Source organism: Arthrobacter sp. YD4 (assembly GCF_030410515.1).
Taxonomy (GTDB): Bacteria; Actinomycetota; Actinomycetes; order Actinomycetales; family Micrococcaceae; genus Arthrobacter.
The window spans coordinates 20,386-41,678 of record NZ_JAUHHD010000001.1; the positions used below are offsets into that span (position 1 = coordinate 20,386).

14 protein-coding genes are annotated in these 21,293 nt (G+C 68.2%); 5 read left to right on the plus strand and 9 right to left on the minus strand.

What is annotated here, in order from left to right:
- The first annotated feature begins 21 nt into the window (after nt 1-21).
- A complete protein-coding gene (locus tag QWJ39_RS00085) occupies nt 22-4,293 on the plus strand; it encodes an FtsK/SpoIIIE domain-containing protein (RefSeq protein ID WP_290255673.1) in 4,272 nt (1,423 codons plus the stop codon).
- 55 nt (nt 4,294-4,348) lie between these two features.
- Here the strand turns inward: QWJ39_RS00085 and QWJ39_RS00090 are convergent, their stop codons facing one another.
- Nucleotides 4,349-4,729, minus strand: coding sequence for a hypothetical protein (locus tag QWJ39_RS00090; RefSeq protein ID WP_290256457.1), 381 nt, complete (start codon nt 4,727-4,729; stop codon nt 4,349-4,351).
- Between the two features lie 341 nt (nt 4,730-5,070).
- Here QWJ39_RS00090 and QWJ39_RS00095 point away from each other — a divergent pair, with 341 nt between their 5' ends.
- On the plus strand, nt 5,071-5,319 hold the full coding sequence (locus QWJ39_RS00095) for a WhiB family transcriptional regulator (protein ID WP_003804966.1): 249 nt from the start codon (nt 5,071-5,073) through the stop codon (nt 5,317-5,319).
- 88 nt (nt 5,320-5,407) lie between these two features.
- On the opposite strand, the gene QWJ39_RS00100 is transcribed toward QWJ39_RS00095, so the two are convergent.
- From QWJ39_RS00100 to QWJ39_RS00115, 4 genes are read right to left on the minus strand one after another with little or no spacing between them, the layout of a single operon-like run.
- Nucleotides 5,408-6,877 carry a PAS domain-containing sensor histidine kinase gene (locus QWJ39_RS00100; protein WP_290255677.1) on the minus strand — a complete coding sequence of 490 codons (1,470 nt, stop codon included), beginning with the start codon at nt 6,875-6,877 and terminating at the stop codon, nt 5,408-5,410.
- 36 nt (nt 6,878-6,913) lie between these two features.
- Complete coding sequence (locus QWJ39_RS00105) at nt 6,914-11,779, minus strand: NAD-glutamate dehydrogenase (protein ID WP_290255678.1); 4,866 nt, start codon at nt 11,777-11,779, stop codon at nt 6,914-6,916.
- Between the two features lie 59 nt (nt 11,780-11,838).
- On the minus strand, nt 11,839-13,155 hold the full coding sequence (locus tag QWJ39_RS00110; protein ID WP_290255679.1) for a chromosome partitioning protein: 1,317 nt from the start codon (nt 13,153-13,155) through the stop codon (nt 11,839-11,841).
- Entirely contained in the window at nt 13,152-13,793 is a 642-nt protein-coding gene (locus QWJ39_RS00115) for a hypothetical protein (RefSeq protein WP_290255680.1), read from the minus strand. The genes QWJ39_RS00110 and QWJ39_RS00115 overlap by 4 nt, the downstream gene beginning before the upstream one ends.
- A gap of 148 nt (nt 13,794-13,941) precedes the next feature.
- Here QWJ39_RS00115 and QWJ39_RS00120 point away from each other — a divergent pair, with 148 nt between their 5' ends.
- Nucleotides 13,942-14,157 carry a helix-turn-helix domain-containing protein gene (locus QWJ39_RS00120; protein ID WP_290255681.1) on the plus strand — a complete coding sequence of 72 codons (216 nt, stop codon included), beginning with the start codon at nt 13,942-13,944 and terminating at the stop codon, nt 14,155-14,157.
- Between the two features lie 10 nt (nt 14,158-14,167).
- Here QWJ39_RS00120 and QWJ39_RS00125 read toward each other — a convergent pair whose 3' ends face one another.
- Nucleotides 14,168-14,731 (minus strand): hypothetical protein, encoded by a 564-nt coding sequence (locus QWJ39_RS00125; RefSeq protein WP_290255682.1) that lies wholly within the window; start codon nt 14,729-14,731, stop codon nt 14,168-14,170.
- Nucleotides 14,732-14,943: 212 nt separating this feature from the next.
- On the opposite strand from QWJ39_RS00125, the gene QWJ39_RS00130 reads away from it, so the two are divergent.
- Nucleotides 14,944-15,756 carry a LysM peptidoglycan-binding domain-containing protein gene (locus QWJ39_RS00130; RefSeq protein ID WP_290255683.1) on the plus strand — a complete coding sequence of 271 codons (813 nt, stop codon included), beginning with the start codon at nt 14,944-14,946 and terminating at the stop codon, nt 15,754-15,756.
- Nucleotides 15,753-16,172 (plus strand): Rv3235 family protein, encoded by a 420-nt coding sequence (locus tag QWJ39_RS00135; protein ID WP_290255684.1) that lies wholly within the window; start codon nt 15,753-15,755, stop codon nt 16,170-16,172. The genes QWJ39_RS00130 and QWJ39_RS00135 overlap by 4 nt, the downstream gene beginning before the upstream one ends.
- A 153-nt stretch (nt 16,173-16,325) precedes the next feature.
- Here the strand turns inward: QWJ39_RS00135 and secA are convergent, their stop codons facing one another.
- The 3 genes from secA to raiA form a co-directional block, all read right to left on the minus strand.
- Nucleotides 16,326-19,064 carry a preprotein translocase subunit SecA gene (secA, locus tag QWJ39_RS00140; protein ID WP_290255685.1) on the minus strand — a complete coding sequence of 913 codons (2,739 nt, stop codon included), beginning with the start codon at nt 19,062-19,064 and terminating at the stop codon, nt 16,326-16,328.
- A gap of 84 nt (nt 19,065-19,148) precedes the next feature.
- A complete protein-coding gene (locus tag QWJ39_RS00145) occupies nt 19,149-20,438 on the minus strand; it encodes a crosslink repair DNA glycosylase YcaQ family protein (protein WP_290255686.1) in 1,290 nt (429 codons plus the stop codon).
- Between the two features lie 27 nt (nt 20,439-20,465).
- The gene (raiA, locus tag QWJ39_RS00150; RefSeq protein WP_290255687.1) at nt 20,466-21,185 is read right to left on the minus strand and encodes a ribosome-associated translation inhibitor RaiA; all 720 of its coding nucleotides are present in this window, start codon (nt 21,183-21,185) and stop codon (nt 20,466-20,468) included.
- Nucleotides 21,186-21,293: the final 108 nt, after the last annotated feature.

Consider the following 21,293-nt stretch of genomic DNA (forward strand, 5'->3'; position numbering starts at 1 on the left):
AGGAGCGAAAGAATCCTTGCGATGATCTTGCAGTGCACCCTGGCGGGCGGGCCGCGGTCGGCGATCCTTTCGCCGGTTGAACTGACCGTCGAACTGCCCGATGGCTGTGCGGGCAGCCGGCTCGAAGAGGCCCTCAGGAGGAAGTTCGCGACGTCGCTCCTGCGGGTGGCCGGGGTGCCCTTATCCGACTTGTCGGCGGGAACTCCCCCGCTGGTCAACGGCGCGGTGTTTGTCGACGGACTGATGCCTTCGGCTGAAAGCGCGCTTCCCGCCAGCGCCGAGCCGACGCTGACACTGGCCGTCCTCGGCGGCCCTCTAGCGGGAACGCTCCTGCCCCTGCGACGCGGCAGCTATCGTCTGGGAAGAAGCGGCGTCGACCTCGTCATTCCGGATCCGGGGCTCTCCCGCGAGCACGCGAAGCTTGAGATCACGCCTGCGTCCGCCACTCTTGAGGATCTTGGAAGCGCTAACGGTACGTGGGTAGACGGCCGGAGAATATCGAAGGTTCCGCTCATCACAGGCGCGGAGATCCGGTGCGGTAACTCGGTTTTGGGCCTGTTCGGCGGCACACCCGGCGATCAGCCTGTTGTAAACGACGAAGCCGGCGCAGATACCTCCGCGCCCCTTCCGCTCCCGGCTCCGCCCTCCACGGGTCACATCCCCACGCTCCTCATAACGTCGTTACTCCCCCTGCTCGCCGGAATTATCCTGACCCTCGTCACCGGGACCTGGATGTTCCTTGCCTTCACCGCCTTCTCCGCCCTGCCGGTGCTGGTCTCGGTCTTCGGCGGACGACGGCGCCGCCGGCAGTGGCGCTCCGAAGTCGCCGCCGCGGCACTGGCGGATGCTGACCGACGACGCCGGGCCGCGCCGTCAGTTGCCGCCCTGGTGACCGCCTCCGCAGCTGCGCGCCACGGCGTTCCCTGGGAACCGGCCGGCGATAGCATCCATGTAGCAGGGGGTCTTCCCGATCGCGCGGCTGCTGTAACTCCGGTGTGGCTGCGGCTTGGAGTGGCCGAGCAACCGGCTAACGTGCGGCCGACGTGGGACACCGGCAGTTTCCGTCCTCCCGACAACGGAAGGTTGCCTGTCACCCTCGATCCCGGCATCGAGACCGTACTGTCGGGGCCAACTCAGGCCATAGAAGGCTTGCTGCGCTCCTTCGTCATTCAACTCGCCTCCTATCCCCGCGCCGCTCTAACTTCGGTATACCTCATCGGCCCACCCGGGAAGCTTCTTCTCAGCGCGCGGTTCCTGCCGAGGATCTTCGCGACCGCCGCGGAAGGCGACGCCGTCGCCGCACTAAGACGGACTCTTTCATCGGCTGCCGGTCCTCCCGGTGTCGTCATATGCCTGCCCGGCTACCCCGCCTCGGAGGCGTTGCGGGTGGAGACTCAGCGGTTGGGCTGGCAACTCATCTCCTGGTGCCAGGACGGTCCCACCGGGGCACGGACGGGACAAGCGGTGAGCCTCAGGGCCACGGGCGGCCGACTGACCACGGCCTCGGGGTTGACAGAGTTCGTGCCCGACCTCGTCCCGGATACTGTCTTCGATAGTTTCTGTCGTCGCCGGGGTGGTCAGCCGGGCGTGCCGCCAGCGTCGGGCGGCATCCCTGCACGGTGGGAGCTGCAGGAGACGCTGACGCTCACCAGGGATTCGGTGAAGGCTCGTTGGGCCGCCACGTCACTGCCTACGCCGCCACGGATGCGGCTTTCCGTGCCGGTGGGCCGAGGTGCCACCGGTGCAGTGTTCATTGATTTACAGCGTGATGGGCCACATCTGCTCGTTGCCGGGACGACTGGATCCGGTAAGTCGGAGTTCCTCCGGACACTCGTGCTCGCTCTGTCAGCCTCGCACTCGCCGAGCGAGGTCACCTTCCTCCTCATCGACTTCAAGGGAGGCTCGGGATTAGGCCCACTGGCCGAGCTGCCTCATTGTGTCGGTGTCCTGACCGATCTGGACGGCCACGAAATTGACCGCGCACTTGTCTCGCTCCGTGCGGAGGTACGTCGCCGCGAACAACTTCTAGCCCGGGCGGACGTTCCCGATCTCGCCAGCTACAGGCTCGGCGGAGACAGGCCGACAACACTCCCCCGTCTCATTCTCGTGGTCGACGAATTCCGAGTGCTGGTCGATGAAGCACCGGCCGCGCTCTCCGAACTCATGCGCCTGGCCGCCATCGGGCGTTCCCTGGGCATCCACCTCGTCATGGCCACCCAGCGTCCCCAGGGAGCGCTCAACGCGGACATCCGCGCCAACGTCACCAGTTCTGTCGTCCTGCGGGTCCAGTCGGAGGCCGAGTCGCTGGACGTCATGAATGCGAAGCTGGCCGCCGCTATCCCCACCGACAGTCCCGGCCGGGCCTACCTCATTCGGGGCAACGCGGCGCCCGAAGAGTTCCAGACAGCCACCCTCGCCGGAACGGAGCGCGATAGCGGGGCGGGGCACGTCACCGTGATGACCGCCGAAGAGTTCCTTACCAATCCCCCGCTGCCCGCAGCACGTGGCAGCGAAGCACTGATCGATTCGGCGGACGCTGCAGCATCTTTCATCGAACTGGCGCGCACATTGTGGCTGGACGACGGCGGCGAACTTCCGCACCGGCCCATCGCGCCACCCCTACCGACAAACGTCCCCTTCCCGGGTCCGGCGTCCCCCATTCGCTCCTCTGGTGATCCGGGCCCGGTACGGCGGCCCGGCTTCCGTTTGGGAATCGTCGACCTGCCGGAGCACCAGAGTCAGAGCACCGTGGGATGGTCGCCTCCTGATGACGGGCATCTGGCCTTGCTTGGCGGACCTACCCACGGGCGGGGCACGCTCTCCGCAGGCCTGAAGCTGCTGCTTGCCCAGTGGGCTGCGGATGCAATCATGCCCGCATACATCCTCGACGCCGACGGAACTCTGGCGAGCGCGGCCAGCCACCCGCTGGCGGGAGCAGTCGTGGGACCCGGGGAATCGCGGCGCGCCGCGCGGCTCCTGGCCAGGTCGAGCGAGGAGATGGCACGCCGGCTCGCTGCATCGTCCGCTCCGACCGCGGCGTTGTTGCTGGTCGTCCACGGCTGGGGAACCTGGGTTTCTGCGTTTCGTTCCGGCCCTTATGCCTGGGCCGAGGACCTGTTTCAGGACCTGATCCGGGGCGGTCCCGGAGCAGGGATCACCGTCATCGTCACAGGGGACCGGGAACTGGTGACAGCGAGGTTCTTCGCGTCTCTGCCCAACCGGATCTACTTCCCTGCCACCGCGACCCTGGAGAGCCGCCTCATGTGGCCGGCCGTGCCGAAGGTTCGGGCTATCGCTGGCCGGGTCATCGCGTCCGGGCCATTCGCGGCGGGCTGCCGTCCCGACGCCGGCCGGAGCTCCCCAGTCGTCCCGCCATCGAAGGATCGAGACGACGGGGTTGGGATGGGACAGACGCGCTACCCGGGATCGACCGGAAGCGAATACGACGACGGTCCGGACAACGAAGCCTCAGACGCCGACACGTTCCGGGTGGCGCAACTCTTCGAGCCGCCGCCGTGGGCCGGGCCGGCGATGACCGGTGACCTCGTCGGCACAGAAGCACGGCTGGCCCTTTCCTTTCGGGTGGAGGCACTCCCAGACCGGGTCACGGTGCGGGATGTGGCTTCCCGCCTCCTCGCGAGCGCGGCAGACGGAGGCCGGGCGGGGAGAAAAGGCCGGGACGATGGCCGATTCTGGATCGGCCTCGCAGGCGACGAACCCGGGCCCTCGGGCATCGAACTCCCGGCCTCAGGTGTCGCCGCCGTGTTGGGAGCACCTGGGACAGGCAAGAGCACGCTCCTGGAATCCCTCGTCGCCCTGAACCCCTTGATGAGCTGGTTGAAGCCGGATAAGGAAACACCCCAGGAGTACTGGACGGAGATCCATCGGAGAGCCGACGCGGGAACATTAGACCGGAATGCAGTGGCGCTCGCCGACGACCTCGACCTCTCCACCTCGGAGGTCAACAACGCACTGCGCGACCTTAACGGCCGGGGTTGGCGGGTGATCTTCACCGCAGGCTACGGCCCCCTTGTGCAGCAGCGGGTGCCACTGGCAATGCAGGCTCGCCTTTACGGCAAGGGCGTCCTGCTTCGGCCCCGCAGCCTGATGGACGGCGACCTCTTCGGGGTACGGTTCGACCCCGAGTCGCATCAGCCCGCCGGACGGGCGGTCCTCATCGGCGATGGTACGGCGACGTGGGTTCAGCTCGCCGTTCCGGAGCCATCAGCGCTGTCCAGGAAAGATGCCAAAGGAAATGCCCCCGAGGTAACGCCGGAGGAGAGGCAGGGATGAAGCCCGGATCAGGCGAACGGGGATGACGCCCCCGCGACGAACCCCGGAGTGGTGCCTACAGCGCCGGCGGGGACCCAGCAACCCGAGAGGCATAGGCGATGACGCGCTTGTCGAACAACAGCACGATCGCGACGGCGGCCGGCACCAGCATCGCAAGCCCGGCCAGCGGGTACCCGCCCGTCAGCGTGGGGAACCCGATCGTGAGCGCAAACAGCTGGGCCACCAGCGCGCCCGCGCGCGGCCAACGGTAGCCGCGGAACAGGAAGTGGCCCACCGCGAACAGCCAGGCCGAGAAGGCCAGCAACAAGCCGAGGGTGAAGACCGCACCCCAGAAGGAAAGCACCGGCGCTCCGGTCAGCAACTGCAGCGCATACCAGCCGGCCGCCACCAAGAGGGCCACTGCCTCGAGGGCAGCAACGGCCGAAATCACGGCGATGCCGGCGGGACGGGAAGGCCGGGCCGGGTCCGGTGCGCCGGCGGGCGAACCGCCAGTGTTGTCGGGCTCAACCGGCTCCTGGGGATTCTCTGCGGGTCTTGACACACTGGCACCATACCCGACATAGTCAAAACCACTTGGGGGACCGCCGATGCATGTGATGCATCGCTCACGAATCGGCGGCATATGGACCGCTAAAACCCCTTGTTTACGCAGCGTTAACATGACACGCTTAATCCAGATGACCGAGGGGGCCCACTGGGCCCCTTTCTTATGAAGCCTCTAGTGAATAATTTCACAAGACGCCGAACGAATTCCCAGGAATGGAGTTACTGATCAGCATGGATTGGCGTAACCGCGCAGCGTGCCTCGACAAGGACCCGGAGCTGTTCTTCCCGGTAGGAAACACCGGACCTGCCCTCCTGCAGATTGAGGAAGCCAAGAGCGTCTGCCGCCGCTGCCCGGTCGTGGACACCTGCCTGCAGTGGGCCTTGGAGTCCGGCCAGGACGCCGGCGTCTGGGGCGGCATGAGCGAGGACGAGCGCCGGGCCCTCAAGCGCCGCGCCGCCCGCGCCCGCCGCGCCTCCTAGCTTGCCGGCCGGGCTCCCCCGGCACACAAAAGCACAACGGAAGCCCCGGACCATTCGGTCCGGGGCTTCCGTCGTTGTCAGCTGAGAATCACCGCGAAGCCAGGCTTAGGACCACCTGCACGGCGGTGCCCCCGCCCTCGCGCGGTTTCCACTGGATGCTGCCGCCCAGCTCGGACGTCACGAGGGTACGGACAATCTGCAGTCCCAGCCCCTCGGTGTAGGACCCGGCAGGCAGCCCGACGCCGTCGTCCGCCACCGTCACGGTCAGCAGCTCATCGCCGTCCTCGCTCTCCGAGCGGTCCGCGAGCAGCCACACCGTGCCGGCCCGGCCCTCGAGCCCGTGCTCGACGGCGTTGGTGACCAGTTCGTTGATGACCAGGGCCAGCGGGGTCGCGAAGTCGCTCGGCAGCTCGCCGAACATGCCGGAGCGCTGGGTGCTCACCTGCTGGGACGGCGATGCGACCTCGGCCGATAGACGGAACTGCCGGCCGATGAGCTCGTCGAAGTCCACGCTCTGGGTCAGGCCCTGCGACAGCGTCTCATGCACCAGGGCGATCGTGGCCACCCGTCGCATCGCCTGTTCCAGGCCCTGCTTGGCCTCGTCACTGACCATTCGGCGCGACTGCATCCGCAGCAGCGCCGCCACGGTCTGAAGGTTGTTCTTCACCCGGTGGTGGATCTCGCGGATGGTGGCGTCCTTGGTGACGAGCTCCATCTCCCGCCGGCGAAGCTCTGAGACGTCGCGGCAGAGCACCAAGGCGCCGAACCGCTGCTGCTCATCCCGCAGCGGGATCGCACGCAGGGACAGGCTGACACCCCGGGATTCGATCTCGCTCCGCCACGGCATCCGGCCGGTGACCACGAGCGGTAGCGTCTCGTCCACCATCCGACGGTCCTTGAGCAGCCCGGCGGTGACCTCGGCCAGGGAACGTCCCTCCAGGGATTCCCCGTCGCCGAGCCGGCGGAACGCCGAGACCCCGTTGGGGCTGGCGTACTGCACGATCCCCTCGGCATCCAGCCGGATCAGGCCGTCGCCGACTCGCGGCGCACCGCGCCGGGATCCGGTTGGCGAGGCGAAGTCCGGCCAGAGGCCGAGCGTGCCCATCCGCAGCAGGTCGTAGGCGCACTGCCGGTAGGTCAACTCAAGCCGGGACGGCATCCGCGAGCTGGACAAGTCCATGTGCGAGGTGACCACCGCGAGCGTCCGGCCGTTGCGCACCATCGGCACGGCCTCCACCCGCATCGCCATGTCGCTGCTCCAGTTGGTCTCATTGGAACGCTCAATGACGCGGCTTTCCCAGGCCTTGTCGACCAGGCGTTTCAGGTCCGAGCGGATGCCCTCCCCCACGAAGTCGGTGTGGAACACCGTGTGCGAGGTGGAGGGCCGCACGTGCGCCAGCGCCACGTACCCCAGTTCGGGGTGTGGGAACCACAGCGCCAGGTCGGCGAAGGCCAGGTCGGCGACCATCTGCCAGTCCCCCACGAGCAGATGAAGCCACTCGGCGTCCCCCGGCCCGAAATCAGCGTGTTCCCTGATGGGGTCGGTAAAGATTGCCACAGCACCTCCATTTGCGACGCGGGGACCGGCAGGATCCTAGCGTCGAACGATTGACCTCAAGAGCCTCAATGCTACCGACAGCGACGCCATGTCATCGGCCTCGAGCGCGTTGACCTCGTCAAACATGCTCTTGGCCCGCTCGAGTTGCTCGACGTTCTTGCTCTCCCACGCCACGAGGCGTTCCTCAGCCGGCATCTCGGCCGGCGTCGCCTCAAGGACAGCGGTCGTCATGTCCGACACCGTCGAGTAGAGGTCGTCGCGGAGGGCCGCACGGGCCAGCGCCTGCCACCGGTCCCTGCGCGGAAGCTTGGTGATCCGCTCGAGCAGGGAGTCCGCGTGGAACCGGTCGAAGACCGTGTAGTACACATGCGCGATGTTCTCCACCGGTTCCGGGCTGGCGTGCACGATCTTGGCGATGTCCAGCAGCACAAAGCTCTCGAACAGCTCCGCCCAGCGGTGGGCCAGGTCCTCCGGAAGCTCCCAGCCGCGGGCCTTCTCCAGCCACTGCTGCACCCGCTCGCGGTCACCGCCGCGCAGGTACTCCAGCAGCCGGGCACGCATCGGATCCAGCAGCGGCTTGAAGTCGGCGACGATCTCCTCGATCGGCCGCGCAGCATTGCCCTGGCTGAGGACCCAGCGCACGGCCCGGTCCAGGAGCCGGCGGATGTCCAGGTGAACGGTGCTCCAGTGTTCGGTCGGGAACGACGCCGGCAGTTCGTTAAGCTCGCCGACCATGACGTCGAGTTCGTAGACCTCGCGCAGTGCGACGAAGGCCTTGGCGACCGCTGCTTCCGTGGCCGAGGTTTCCTCCATGGCCCGGAACGCAAAGGTGATGCCGCCCATGTTGATCATGTCGTTGGCGACGACGGTCGCGATGATCTCCCGGCGCAGCGGGTGGGTGTCCAGCTCGGCGTCGAACCGTTCGCGCAGCTGCTTCGGGAAGTAGGAACGCAGCGTCCGGCGGAACCACGGGTCCTCGGCGAGGTTGCTCTCCCGCAGTGCCGTGGCGAGCTCGATCTTGGCGTAGGCGGCCAGCACGGAAAGTTCCGGGGAGGTCAGGCCCTGGCCCTGGTCCAGGCGTTCGCGGAGCGTGGCGGTGGTGGGCAGGGCCTCCAGGTCACGCTTCAGGTCCGCCGACTTCTCCAGCCAGTCCATCAGCCGCTCGTAGCTGGGGCTCCATTCGGCCACGCGCATCCGGTCGTTGAGCAGCAGGATGTTCTGGTCGATGTTGTCCTCGAGCACCAGGCGGCCGACCTCGTCGGTCATCGAGCCGAGGAACTCGGCCCGCTCTTCCGGGTCGAGCTTGCCCGCGGCCACCATCCGGTCGACGAAGATCTTGATGTTGACCTCGTGGTCGGAGCAGTCAACGCCTGCGGAGTTGTCGATCGCATCGGTGTTCAGGATGACGCCCTGCAGGGCCGCCTCGATCCGGCCCCGCTGGGTCATGCCGAGGTTGCCGCCCTCGCCGACCACCTTCACGCGCAGCTCTCGGCCGTCGACCCGGATGGAGTCGTTGGCCTTGTCGCCGACTTCGGCGTTGGTTTCGGTGCTGGCCTTGACGTAGGTGCCGATGCCGCCGTTGTAGAGCAGGTCGGCGGGCGCCAGCAGGATGGCCCGGAGCAGTTCCGGCGGGCTGAGCCGGGTGGTGCCCTCCGGCAACCCCAGGGCCGCGCGGACCTGCGGGGAGACGGGGATGGACTTGGCCTGGCGCGGGTAGACCCCGCCGCCCTCGCTGATCAGCGACTTGTTGTAGTCGTCCCACGAGGAGCGGGGCAGGTCGAAGAGCCGCTGCCTTTCCTCGAAGGAGGACGCCTCGTCGGGGTTCGGGTCGAGGAAGATGTGCCGGTGGTCGAACGCGGCGAGCAGGCGGATGTGCTTGGAGAGCAGCATGCCGTTGCCGAAGACGTCGCCGGACATGTCGCCGACGCCGACGACGGTGAACGGCTCGGACTGGGTGTCGAGGTCCAGCTCGCTGAAGTGGCGCTTGACCGATTCCCAGGCGCCGCGGGCGGTGATGCCCATGGCCTTGTGGTCGTAGCCCACCGAGCCGCCGGAGGCGAAGGCGTCGCCGAGCCAGAAGCCGTACTCGGCGGCGAGGCCGTTGGCGATGTCGGAGAAGGACGCGGTGCCCTTGTCCGCCGCGACGACAAGGTAGGAGTCGTCGCCGTCGTGCCGGACGACGTCGGCCGGCGGCACCAGGGCCTCACCCTCGGGCGAGGTCACGACGTTGTCGGTGATGTCGAGCAGGCCGCGGATGAATGTCTTGTAGCTCTCGATCCCCTCGGCCATCCAGGCGCCGCGGTCGGCGGCCGGATCCGGGAGCTGCTTCGCGTAGAAACCGCCCTTGGCGCCGGTGGGCACGATAACGGCGTTCTTGACCGTCTGCGCCTTGACCAGGCCCAGGATCTCGGTGCGGAAGTCCTCGCGGCGGTCGGACCAGCGCAGGCCGCCGCGGGCGACCTTGCCGAACCGCAGGTGGACGCCCTCGACGCGGGGCGAGTACACCCAGATCTCGAACATCGGGCGCGGGAACGGCAGTCCGTCGATCCCGGCCGGGTCCAGCTTGAAGCTGACGTGGGTCTTGTTTTGGTAGAAGTTGGTCCGCAGCGTGGCCTGGATCAGGTTGGTGAAGGTGCGGAGCACGCGGTCGGCGTCGAGGGTGGCGACCTGTTCGATCGCCGCGTCGAGCGTGGCGCGGACCTCGGCCTGACGGGCCTCACGGTCGCCGTCGTTTACGGCCGGATCGAACCGGGCGGCGAAGAGGGCGTTCAGGCCGCGGGCGACTTCCGGGTTGGCCAGGAGGGTGTCGGCCATGAACTCGAAGGAGTTGGTATTGCCCATCTGGCGCATGTACTTGGCGTAGGCGCGCAGCACCACGACCTGGCGGGGGTGCATTCCCTCGCGGAGCACCAGCCGGTCGAAGCTGTCCGATTCGACGGCGCCGGAGACGGCGGCGCCGAAGGATTCCGCGAGCAGGGTGCCCGTGGTGACCGGGTCGACGCCGGCCGGGTATTTCAGGCCGAGGTCGTAGAGGAAGAAGTCGCGGTGGTCCGCGGTCTCGATTTCGAAGGGGCGTTCGTCCAGGACCTCGAGGCCGAGGTTGTGGAAGAACGGCAGGATCTGGCTGAGGCTCTTGGGCTCGAGCATGTACAGCTTGACGCGGGCGTCCTCCTCCAGGATTGCTCCGGCGCCCTCGGGCAGGTACACGTGGACGCCTGGCTGCTCCGCGGCGTGGCCGCCCTCGCGTTCGGCGGCGGCACCGTACTTCTCGAACCGGGCGATGTCCTCGAGCGCGTCCTCGACCTCGTAGTCGACCCGGTAACTGGCCGGGAAGGCCTCGGCCCAGACCGCGGCGAGTTCCTTGGAACCGTTGCCGCCGTCGGCCTCGGCGCGGGCGCGGAGGACCTCGGAGATACCCTCGCTCCAGGACCGGGCTGCGAGGACCAGCCGCTTCTCCAGTTCCTCGGTGTTCACGTTGGCGGTGTCGGCGTCCTTGGGGAGCCGGATCCGGAAGAACAGCCGCGCCAGTGCCGACTCGGTCATCCGGGCCTCATAGTCGATGGAGACGGCGTCGAAGGTTTCGCGCAGTTCCTTCTCGATCCGCAGGCGGACGTTGGTGGTGTACCGGTCGCGGGGCAGGTAGACCAGCGCCGACATGAAGCGGCCGTAGACGTCCGGGCGGAGGAACAACCGCGTCCGGCGGCGCTCCTGCAGCCGCTGGATACCGGTGGCGATGGCGGCGAGGTCCGGGATCTCGATCTGGAAGAGCTCGTCGCGCGGGTAGGTCTCGAGGATGCCGAGCAGGTCCTTGCCGGAGTGCGAGTCCGGCGGGAAGCCGGCGTCGCGCAGGACGGCGTCGACCTTTTCCCGCACCACCGGGATGTCGCGGACGGAGCCCGCGTAGGCTGTGGTGGCGAACAAGCCGATGAAGCGGCGTTCGCCGTCAACGTTGCCGGCGGCGTCGAAGCTCTTGACGCCGATGTAGTCCAGGTAGGCGGACCGGTGCACGGTGGAGCGGGAGTTGGCCTTGGTGATGACCAGGGCGCTCTTCTCGCGGGCCTTCTTGCGGCCGGTTTCGGTCAGGTGCTGGATCTGGTGGCGGGTGTCGCTGCTGTCGCGCAGCAGCCCGAGGCCGCTCTCCTCGCGCAGTTCGAGGACGTCCTCGCCGGATTCGTTCCGCAGGTCGTATTCGCGGTAGCCCAGGAAGGTGAAGTTGCCGTCGTCGAGCCAGCGCAGGAGTTCCTGCGCCTGCCGCAGGCCGGCCACGTCGGCGGCATTGGTGACCTTTTCGAGGCCGTCGGAGACCTCGTGGGCCTTGTTGCGCATCTTCGGCCAGTCCTCGACGGCGGCGCGCACGTCGCCGAGCACCCGGTTCAGGCCCTCAATCAGTTCCGCCCGGCGGGCGTCGTCGACGCGGTCGATTTCGACGGCGATCCAGGATTCCATGTGGGAGGCGTTGTCGCCCTGGGCGATGAGGTGCGAGAGGTTGGGCATCGCGGCCGTGTCGCCGCTGGAGATGCCGAGGTGGGAGGGGACCCGTGCCACCTTGACCAGCCGTCCGGTTTCCCGGTTGCGGGTGACGACGAAGAGCGGGTGCATCACCAGGTGGATCGGGGACTTCTGCCGGACCAGTTCGGCGTTGACCGAGTCGACGAGGAAGGGCATGTCGTCGGTGACGATGTAGACGACGCTGGCATCCGCCTCATCGATGATCTCGATGTTGGCGTGGCCGGGCTGCCGGGCGCCGGCGGTCCGCAGGTGGGCCTGCGCGCGGGCCGAGAGCGTTTCCTGGCCGTAGCCCTTGGCATCCTCCTCGGCGAGGTGCTCATAGTAGTCCGCGAAGAACCTCTCATCGGCTCCGATCGAAACGGGTTGATCCTCCACGCTGGACCCAGACGACATCGACAAACGCCTCCATTAAGAAAGTTCGCGGCCGCACCGTTGCAGCCCTCATCAGGAGCCTAGTCTTTAGCCCACCGGCTTGCTGTGGAAGAAAAGACAGAGCTTTTCGTTTTTTGCTGGGCAGGTGCACAAACCAAGTGCGCGATGGCCCTGCGGAGAGGCGAGTCGGGGGCCGTTTCGTGCAACAGCGAGCCGGCCAGCAGGGCGGCGTCGCACGCCGCGGCGTCGGAGGGCAGGAAGGCAGTTACGGGTGCCGCTGGCCCATAGCGGGCCCACGCCTCCTTCAGTTGCCGCTCCGGTGCCCGGCCGACGGCGGCGGGGCGGACTTTGTTGAGGACGACCCGCGGCATCGCCTCGGGTACGGCGGCCGAGAGCTCCGCCAGGCCGCGGACCAGCCTCGGAACACCGACGGGGTCTGCGGAGCCGACGGCGTAGACGGTGTCGGCCAGCTGAAGGCTGCGCAGGGTGGCGGCGTTGCGGCGCGGTGCCATCGAGTCGAAGCTCAGCTCCTCGTCGGCCTCGAGGCAGAACCCGGTGTCGATGACCGTGACATCGGCGATCTCGCGCACGCGGCTGTACACCAGGGCCAGGGCCGCGGCGCGGAGTTCGGTCCAGCGGTCCGCGCGGGTGATCCCAGTGAGGACCCGGAAGCTGCCCGCCTTCGTGGCCACCGGCAGGGCCAGACGGAGGAGGGCATCCGCATCGAGGGAACCCTGGTCCGCGAGACGGCAGGCCTGGGCGAGGCCGGCCGCCTCGTCGAGCAGGCCCAGCGCCGCGGCGACGCTGGCCCCGTAGCTGTCGGCATCGACCAGCAGGACCGACCGGCCGTCCGCCGCCAGTTCGCCTGCCATGTTGACCGCGAGCGTGGTCCTCCCGGGTGCCCCCGCCGGCCCCCAGACTGCGATGATCTCTCCCGTGCCCGGCTGCGTCCCGGAGGGCTCCCCGCCGTCGGAACCTGGCACCTGCCCTGGGGTACGCGGCGCGGCGGCGCCGGTAAAGGCGTCACTGCCGGCCTCCGGCGCGGCCGCGGAGAGCCCTGCCACCGCGGCGGCGATGACCGCCGCGAGTTCTTCGGCCGCCACATCGGTGGGACGCGCCGTCACGCCGATGCCGCGCAGCCGCGCCGCCTCGTCCGGGCTGTCGGTCAGGGCGACGACGGCGACCCCCACGGCGGAGAGCCGGTCCACCAGCGAGGCTGTGAGCTCCCCCGCCTCCCCGGCGACGACGGCGGCCCGGGCCAGGCCGCTCTGGCAGGCGGCGAGGAGTTCGGCCAGTTCCTCGCAGCGCCGGACCACCGAGACGGGGCCGTGGAGCCGCTCCAGGCTGCCGACCAGGGGTTCGGTGCCCTGCCCGACCGTGACGACGGGAATGCTCATTGGCCGGTTCCGCCCAGATTCCACACCACCGAAATCCTGGCCTTGTTGGCCTGGGCGCCCAGCAGCTTGGGCATCTGGCCGTCAGGGACCAGCACCATGACGACGGTGGAGCGCTGCGCGCCGAGGGCGTTGCTGCCCGGGGTCAGTTGCGCGATCTCGGCCCCGCGGAGCAGCAGGGCGGGCTCACTGAAGCCGTTGCGGTTGTCCGGCAGGGCGACCCACACGTCGACTCGGGAGCCGGCCACGGCCTGCGGCGGCAGGGCCTCGTCCACGGTGACGGCCACGGGTTTGCGGGCCAGCGCATCGGGCTGGCCGAAGCTCTCCCGCGGCAACAGCTGGTCCTTGCCGATCCGCTGGATGGCGACCAGGCCCTCGGCGAGTCCCGCCTCGGGGGTCAGGTAGTTCCCCTCGACGTCTCCGAGGCGGACGTTGACCCGGTGCAGCTTCTCCGGCGTCAGCTTCTCCCCGACGGCGATCGGCTCGCTGGCCGCGAAGGCCTCGGTGGTCCGGTCCGCGGCGGCGACCAGCGATACCACCCCGGCCGTTGACGCCAGCACGAGCAGGACGCCGACCAGCAGCCTCGGGTCTTTCCACGACGGCTTCTTCAGCCTGGCCCCGCCGCTCTCTGTCACCGCCATGCGCAGTTCCCCCATCTGTGCGTCCGCGCCGCCGGCGCCGGTTTCCCCATTGTCACGAATTGTGGGCGCTGCGGGAAGACCGGGAACCCGGGAACTGCAAAGTGTGGATAACCGCATCAATGTCGACGCCCGGTGGCAAAATGGGAGCATGCCCCGATTCCTCACCCTCGCGGATGTCGCCGAACAGCTGCAGATCAACTCCCCCGCCGCCTACGCGCTGGTGCGGAGCGGTCAGCTCAAGGCCATCCAGGTCGGCGGCCGCGGGCAGTGGCGGGTGGAGGAAGCCATGCTGGAGCAGTACATCCAGGAGCGGTACGCCGAGGCCAGCCGGATGATCGAGGAAGCCAAGGCCAAGGGCTCCTGATCCCGTCGACTTAGGTCCCTCCGCGCCCCGACCGGATGGACCCGAGGGCGCCGAACGGCACCGTTGACACGGCCCGGACGTTGGCGGCGCGGCGCTCTTCACCGGGTTCCGTCTCCGCCAGGTCCAGGAAATCCCTTCCCACCCGGTCGATAACCCCATGCACGGCCGGGCAGCCCGCCGCTCCGATCAGCTGGATAGTCAGCCGCGATCGATCCCTGGCCAGTTCCCGCAGTGCACTCGCCAGCCCAAGGCGGCCCGACGGCGGCCCCGCCGGAACCGCCTGGAGCGCCAACCCGGTGTAGCTGATGGCGGCAGCGTGCGGAATCAGCACCTGCTGCCGGCCCGACGCCAGCACCAGCCAGCCCAGGCCCACATGCTCGAGCCGCCCTTTGCATATGTCACCCGTTGTGAGGTGGACCGCGATCTCCTGACCCACCGTGCCGCGAAGCCGGTCGGCCAGTTCCACGCCGGTGGCGTCGACCCGGGCGCGTTCGTCCACCTCGGCATCTAAATCGAGCCGTCGTTCGGCGGCGAGTTGCGCTTCGAGGTCCGAGAAGAGGGAGTCCCACCGCATGCGGGCCAGCGTAGGCGCGTCCGCCGGACTCGGTCAATGGGGTGTCCTTGCAGGCTTTCGCCCGCCTCCGGGCGGTATCGGCGGGTTATGCACAACCCTTCGCTAGCCCTAGACACCCGATCGCGTACGGGCCCAAACTATGAAAAGTGCATTAAATGACATCAAAGTCTATCAAACGATAGGTAATCCATTTAGAACCCTAGGAGGCCGGGATGACGATTCGGCAGCATGTACCAGCCGGCACCTCCACCAGCCGCTCCGGCGATGCGGTGGTGGCGGCGCTCATCCTGCTCTCAGGCGGGCTGCTGACGGGGTCGGGAATGATCCAGGCCGCCCACCTGCGGACCGCCGCGGTGCGCAGGCAGGCCGTGGGTTTCGACACCAGCCTGGGCGTCACGGCCACCACGGCCGGGCTGATCGTGGTCGTCTGGTGGGTGCTCTCGTTCCTCCTCGCCTTTTGCTCGGCGTTGCTGGCGCGCGGCGGCCGTGCCCGGGCTGCCTCAGCCACCGGGAAGTTCAGTCCGGCGTTCATGCGCCGGCTGGCCCTGGCCGCCATCGGTCTTCAGCTGGTCACCGCTCCCCTGGCCCGGGCGGCCACCGTCCCCGACGTCGGGGGCACCGGCACGTCTCTGCCGGCGGCCGTGACGGCCGCCTGGGCGCCGCAAGGAAACTCCGCAACGGTCGGCCCACGTGCCCCGTCGCCACCCCGGCCGGACCCACGGTGGCTGCCCTCCCCCGTCCCCGCTCCGCCGGGCGCCCTGGTCCAGCCACAGCTGCGGCCGGATCAGCCGGCCGCCGGCGGACGGCAGGTGACGGTCAGAGCCGGGGACTCGCTGTGGAGTCTCTGCGCCGCGGAGCTTGGGCCCCTGGCCTCCGACGTCGACATCGCAACTGCATGGCCGGAGCTTTACCGGACCAACCGATCCGTCATCGGCCCCGACCCCGGGCTGCTTCGGCCGGGCCAGGTCCTGGTCATCCCGCCCGCGCTTTCATCCAGCTCACCCTCCGCAGAAGGAACCCTATGAGCCCGCTCGCTGAACCCCGTCCCGGCTACGCCGCCCCGCAGCCCCCCGCCACTCTCCGCCCGGTCGACCCGGACCGTGACATCGAGGCGCTTTGCCGCTCGACGGTGCAGGCGGCCATCGAAGTCCTGGCCGGAACCCGGCCGGCGCAGCAACTCGCCCGGCGGTTGGATGAACGGTGTCTGACCGCCTTGCAGCACCGCGCCGCCCTGACCCGCCGGGTCGCTTCCGGTACGTCGCCGACGGCGGGTCGCCTGCACCGCAACCCGTGCGTGCGGTCGGTCCATGCCTGCCGGATCTCCGAGGACGTCTACGAGGCCAGCGCCGTGGTGTCCGACGAACTCCGGGTCCGGGCGGTGGCCTTGCGGCTGGAGCGGAGCAGACTCGTCTGGCGGGTCACGGTGCTGGAGATCGGCTGAGCCCGGGCCGGTGAGCCGGTTGTCCGGGCCGGATTGAGGAGGCAGCGCTGGATGACCGCACACAAAAACACCGCGGGTCCGGAACGTCGCGTTCCGGACCCGCGGTGTTGGCGACTGGTTTTCCAGCCGGTTGGCGACTGGTTTTCCAGCCGGTTAGCGGCGCTTCTTCTTGCTGGCGCGGCGCGGGGACTCCTGGGCCGCGGCCTTCGCCGGGTTGCCGGAGCGCCCGGAGGACTTGGCCTCGACGCGGGTCTGAGCCGTGCCGTCCTCGCTCGGAGCCGTGTACTGCAGCTGCGCCGGCTTCTCCGGAGCCTCCAGACCGGCGGCGTGGATGTGCGGTTCCTGGTGTTCGGTGTGCTGGCCCGACTCATCGGCGACCACCACGTCCTGGGCCGGGGTAACCTCGACCTCGAGGTTGTAGAGGAAGCCGACGCTCTCCTCGCGAATGGCCTCCATCATGGCCTGGAACATGGTGAAGCCCTCGCGCTGGTACTCCACGAGCGGGTCACGCTGGGCCATGGCCCGCAGGCCGATGCCCTCCTTGAGGTAGTCCATCTCGTAGAGGTGTTCCTGCCACTTGCGGCCGATCACCGAGAGGACCACGCGGCGTTCGAGTTCGCGCATGCTCTCGGAACCGATCTGCTCCTCGCGGGCCTGGTAGACCAGGCGCGCGTCGGAGAGGATCTCCTCCTTGAGGAATTCGACCGTGATCCGGGACTTCCCGCCGGCCTCGTCGATGACGTCGCGGGGCGTGAAGCTGACCGGGTACAGGGTCTTGAGGTTGGACCAGAGCAGGTTGAAGTCCCAGTCGTCGCCGGTGCCTTCGGACGTGGCGGCGTCGATGAACGCGTTGATCGTGTCCTCGATGAAGTACTGGACCTTCTCGTGCAGGTCATCGCCCTCGAGGATGCGTCGGCGGTCGCCGTAGATGGCCTCGCGCTGGCGGTTCAGGACGTCGTCGTACTTGAGGACGTTCTTGCGCTGCTCGGCGTTGCGGCCTTCCACCTGGCCCTGGGCGGAGGCGATGGCGCGGGAGACGAGCTTCGATTCGAGGGCGACGTCGTCCGGGACGGAACTGCTCATCAGGCGCTCGGCGGCGCCGGAGTTGAAGAGCCGCATCAGGTCATCGGTCAGCGACAGGTAGAAGCGGGATTCGCCCGGGTCGCCCTGGCGGCCGGAGCGGCCGCGGAGCTGGTTGTCGATGCGGCGGGATTCGTGCCGCTCGGTGCCCAGCACGTAGAGGCCGCCCAGGTTCAGGACCTCCTCGTGCTCGTCCTTGACGGACTGCTTGGCGGCCTCAAGGGCGGCGGGCCAGGCGGCTTCGTACTCCTCCGAGTTCTCCTGCGGGTCAAGCCCGCGCTTGGCGAGCTCGGCGACGGCGGTGAATTCGGCATTGCCGCCGAGCATGATGTCGGTGCCGCGGCCGGCCATGTTGGTGGCCACGGTGACGGCGCCCTTGCGGCCGGCCTGCGCGACGATCGAGGCCTCGCGGGCGTGGTTCTTGGCGTTGAGGACCTCGTGCCGGACGCCCTCCTTGGCCAGGAGGCGGGAGAGGTACTCGCTCTTCTCGACGCTGGTGGTGCCGACCAGGACCGGCTGGCCCTTCTCGTGCCGCTCGGCGATGTCCTTGACGACGGCGTCGAACTTCACGGTCTCGTTCTTGTAGACGAGGTCCGGCTGGTCGATGCGCTGCATGTCCCGGTTGGTGGGGATGGCGACGACGCCGAGCTTGTAGGTGCTCATGAACTCGGCGGCTTCGGTCTCGGCGGTGCCGGTCATGCCCGCGAGCTTGTCGTACATGCGGAAGTAGTTCTGCAGCGTGACCGTGGCGAGAGTCTGGTTCTCGGCCTTGATCTCGACGCCTTCCTTGGCCTCGATCGCCTGGTGCATGCCCTCGTTGTAGCGGCGGCCGGCGAGGATACGGCCGGTGTGCTCGTCGACGATCAGGACCTCGCCGTCGAGGATGACGTAGTCCTTGTCGCGCTTGAAGAGCTCCTTGGCCTTGATGGCGTTGTTCAGGAAGCCGATCAGCGGGGTGTTGGCGGACTCGTAGAGGTTGTGGATGCCGAGATAGTCCTCGACCTTTTCGATGCCGGCCTCGAGGACACCGACGGTGCGCTTCTTCTCGTCGACCTCGTAGTCGGTGTCAGGCTGGAGGCGCAGGACAACCTTGGCGAACTCGCTGTACCAGCGGTTCGTGTCGCCCTGGGCGGGGCCGGAGATGATCAGCGGGGTACGGGCCTCGTCGATGAGGATGGAGTCCACCTCATCGACGATCGCGAAGTTGTGGCCGCGCTGGACGAGCTCGGACTTATCCCAGGCCATGTTGTCGCGCAGGTAGTCGAAGCCGAATTCGTTGTTCGTGCCGTAGGTGATGTCCGCGGCGTACTGCTCGCGCCGGTGGGCGGGGTCCTGGTTGGCCAGGATGCAGCCGCTGGTCAGGCCGAGGAAGCGGTACACGCGGCCCATCAGGTCGGACTGGTACTCGGCGAGGTAGTCGTTGACCGTGACCACGTGAACGCCCTTGCCGGCGAGGGCGTTCAGGTAGGCCGGAGCGGTAGCCACCAGGGTCTTGCCTTCACCGGTCTTCATTTCGGCGATGTTGCCCAGGTGCAGGGCGGCGCCGCCCATCAGCTGGACGTCGAAGTGGCGCATGCCGAGGGTGCGTGAGGAGGCCTCGCGGACGGCGGCGAAGGCCTCGGGCAGCAGGTCGTCGAGCTTCTCGCCGTCGGCGTGCCGGGCCCGCAGCCGGTCGGTCTCTTCGCGCAGTTCTGCGTCGGTGAAGGTCTGGAAGGAGCTTTCCAGGGCATTGATGGAGTCGGCGTAGTTCCGAAGTTGCCGCAGGGTCTTTTTGTCACCCGTGCGGAGAAGTTTTTCGATCAGTGATGCCACGTGAAATTGCTCCCAGTCTCAAGCTGCCGAATTCCGGCGTGTTTAGTCTACGGGAGGGACACAGCGCGGACCGCGCCTGTTCCCTCAAAGCGGATGCAGGCCAGCCACCGCCTGTGCGAGCGCCGGCGCCAGATCGCCCATGGGGGCCACGATAATCCGGTCCAGCTCCAACCACTCTGCCATGAGCTGCAGTTCTGCCGCGAGTTCGACGGCGGTGTCCCCCGGCGCGTCCGGTTCCGCGAAACTGCCGCGGACCAGCAGGCTGCCGGCGGCACGGTCCGCTTTGAGGTCGACTCTGGCGACGATGCCGTCGCGGAGCAGGAAGGGCAGGACGTAGTAGCCGAAGCGGCGCTTGGCCTCCGGCGTATAAATCTCCAGCCGGTAGTGGAAGCCGAAGAGTTCCTCGAGCCGCCGCCGTTCGAAGACCAGGGAGTCGAACGGGCTCAGCAGGGCCCGGCCGGTGGCGGTGCGGGGCAGCCGCGCCTCGACGTGCCGGTACACGGGCCGGTCCCAGCCGGCGACGGTCACCGGTTCCAGCCGTCCGGCGTCGACGAGTTCGGCGACCGCCTCCGCGGCGGCCCGCTGCGGGGCGCGGAAGTAGTCGGCGAAGCAGCGCAGGGTGCCGATCCCGTGGGCCTGCGCCGCGGCGTCGATCAGGCGGAGCATCGCCGCACCGGCGTCGGGCCGGCCGCCGCCCTGCTCCCCGCTTTCCGGTCCCTTGCTTTCCGGTTGCGTGCTTACCGGTTTCCCGGAGGCGGCCGCGGCCACTGCGGTGGACGGCAGGACCCTGGAGGTGAGGGTGTAGCGGCGTTCGAAACTGCCCGTCCGCGACGCCGCCGTCACGGTCCCCTCTTCAAAGAGGTGCTCGAGGACCCGTTTAATCGTGTTCCAGTTCCAGCCCCAGTTGTCCGTGCTCCGGGTTTCCACGTGACCCAGCCGGGCGGTGAGTTCGGCGGCGGTCAGCGGCGGCCCCGCGGCCAGCTCGGACAGGATCCGGCCGGCAACGTCGCCGCGCTCCTCCGGGTCCATCGCGTGGGCGCCGACCCACTTCCGGTTCTGCCACAGCCTCAGGTCCTCGAAATGCTCGGGCCGGATGAAGCTGGCCTCGTGCGCCCAGTACTCCATCATCCGGCGCGGATGCACCCCGGACAGGCGTTCCAGGATGCTCCGGTCGTAGTTCCCGAGCCGGGAGAAGAACGGCAGGTAATGGCTGCGTGCCAGCACATTGACCGAATCGATCTGGACCAGCTGCAGGCGGGCAAAGGTCCGGCCCACCGCCCGTGAACTTACCGGGGCGGCGGGCCGGACCTTGTCCAATCCCTGGGCTGCCAGTGCGATCCGCCGTGCCTGCTTCAGGCTCAGCGTTGCGGGCACATCTTTCCCTTCGTCGGTTGTCCCCGTCTAGGCGGTGGCGGGCTCTCCTTCAGAACGATAGGCGATGATCTTTTCCTCCAGGGGAGCCTCGCCCGGGGCGCAGGTCTGGTCGAGGCTGATCACGCCGTAGGTCCAGCCTTCGCGGCGGTACACGACGGAGGGAGCCTTCGTTTCCTTGTCCACGAACAGGTAGAAATCGTGGCCTACCAGTTCCATGTTGTCGACGGCTTCGTCGAGCGTCAGGGACGCCGCGGGGAAGACCTTGCGGCGGATGAGGACCGGCGAGTCCCCGGCGGGAAGATCGTTCTCCACCTCGTAGGGGGACTTCTCCTCCGGCTTGGCCTCGGACCAGTGCGCCGCCTCCTCGTAGATCGGTTCGCGGGTGCTCGCCGGTTCCAGGGAAGCCGTCGCCTCGGTCACGGATTTGGGGGTGTGCCGGCCGTGGTGGACCTTCTTGCGGTCCTTGGCCCGGCGCAGCCGCTCCAGAAGCTTGTTATAGGCCAGATCGAAGGCGGCGAATTTGTCCGCCGCGCTGGCTTCGGCACGGATCACCGGGCCGCGGCCCAGGACTGTCAGCTCAACCGTGAGCAGCTCTGCAATCTGCCGGACTTTGGTTTCCTTGGTGACCTTTGCATCCACCCTCTGGACCTTGTCGCCGAGGGAATTGATCTTCGAGATCTTCTCCTCGGCGTACTCGCGGAACCGGTCGGAGACCGTCAAATTGCGACCGCTGATCATGAACTCCATGGTGCCCTCCAAATGACTTCGGTGACACGACGGCGGCACTTCGGGGGGCTCATCTGACGGACAGTCGAGCCCCTTTCCGAGCCGCTATCGACAGGTACATCTGTTCTT

Excerpts from the sequence above, each read along its gene's own strand:
- QWJ39_RS00110 (WP_290255679.1), bottom strand. The coding sequence starts at position 13,155 with ATGAGCATTCCCGTCGTCACGGTCGGGCAGGGCACCGAACCCCTGGTC.
- QWJ39_RS00125 (WP_290255682.1), bottom strand. The coding sequence starts at position 14,731 with ATGCGGTGGGACTCCCTCTTCTCGGACCTCGAAGCGCAACTCGCCGCC.
- QWJ39_RS00120 (WP_290255681.1), top strand. The coding sequence starts at position 13,942 with ATGCCCCGATTCCTCACCCTCGCGGATGTCGCCGAACAGCTGCAGATC.
- QWJ39_RS00130 (WP_290255683.1), top strand. The coding sequence starts at position 14,944 with ATGACGATTCGGCAGCATGTACCAGCCGGCACCTCCACCAGCCGCTCC.
- QWJ39_RS00085 (WP_290255673.1), top strand. The coding sequence starts at position 22 with ATGATCTTGCAGTGCACCCTGGCGGGCGGGCCGCGGTCGGCGATCCTT.
- raiA (WP_290255687.1), bottom strand. The coding sequence starts at position 21,185 with ATGGAGTTCATGATCAGCGGTCGCAATTTGACGGTCTCCGACCGGTTC.
- QWJ39_RS00105 (WP_290255678.1), bottom strand. The coding sequence starts at position 11,779 with ATGTCGTCTGGGTCCAGCGTGGAGGATCAACCCGTTTCGATCGGAGCC.
- QWJ39_RS00135 (WP_290255684.1), top strand. The coding sequence starts at position 15,753 with ATGAGCCCGCTCGCTGAACCCCGTCCCGGCTACGCCGCCCCGCAGCCC.
- QWJ39_RS00115 (WP_290255680.1), bottom strand. The coding sequence starts at position 13,793 with ATGGCGGTGACAGAGAGCGGCGGGGCCAGGCTGAAGAAGCCGTCGTGG.
- QWJ39_RS00095 (WP_003804966.1), top strand. The coding sequence starts at position 5,071 with ATGGATTGGCGTAACCGCGCAGCGTGCCTCGACAAGGACCCGGAGCTG.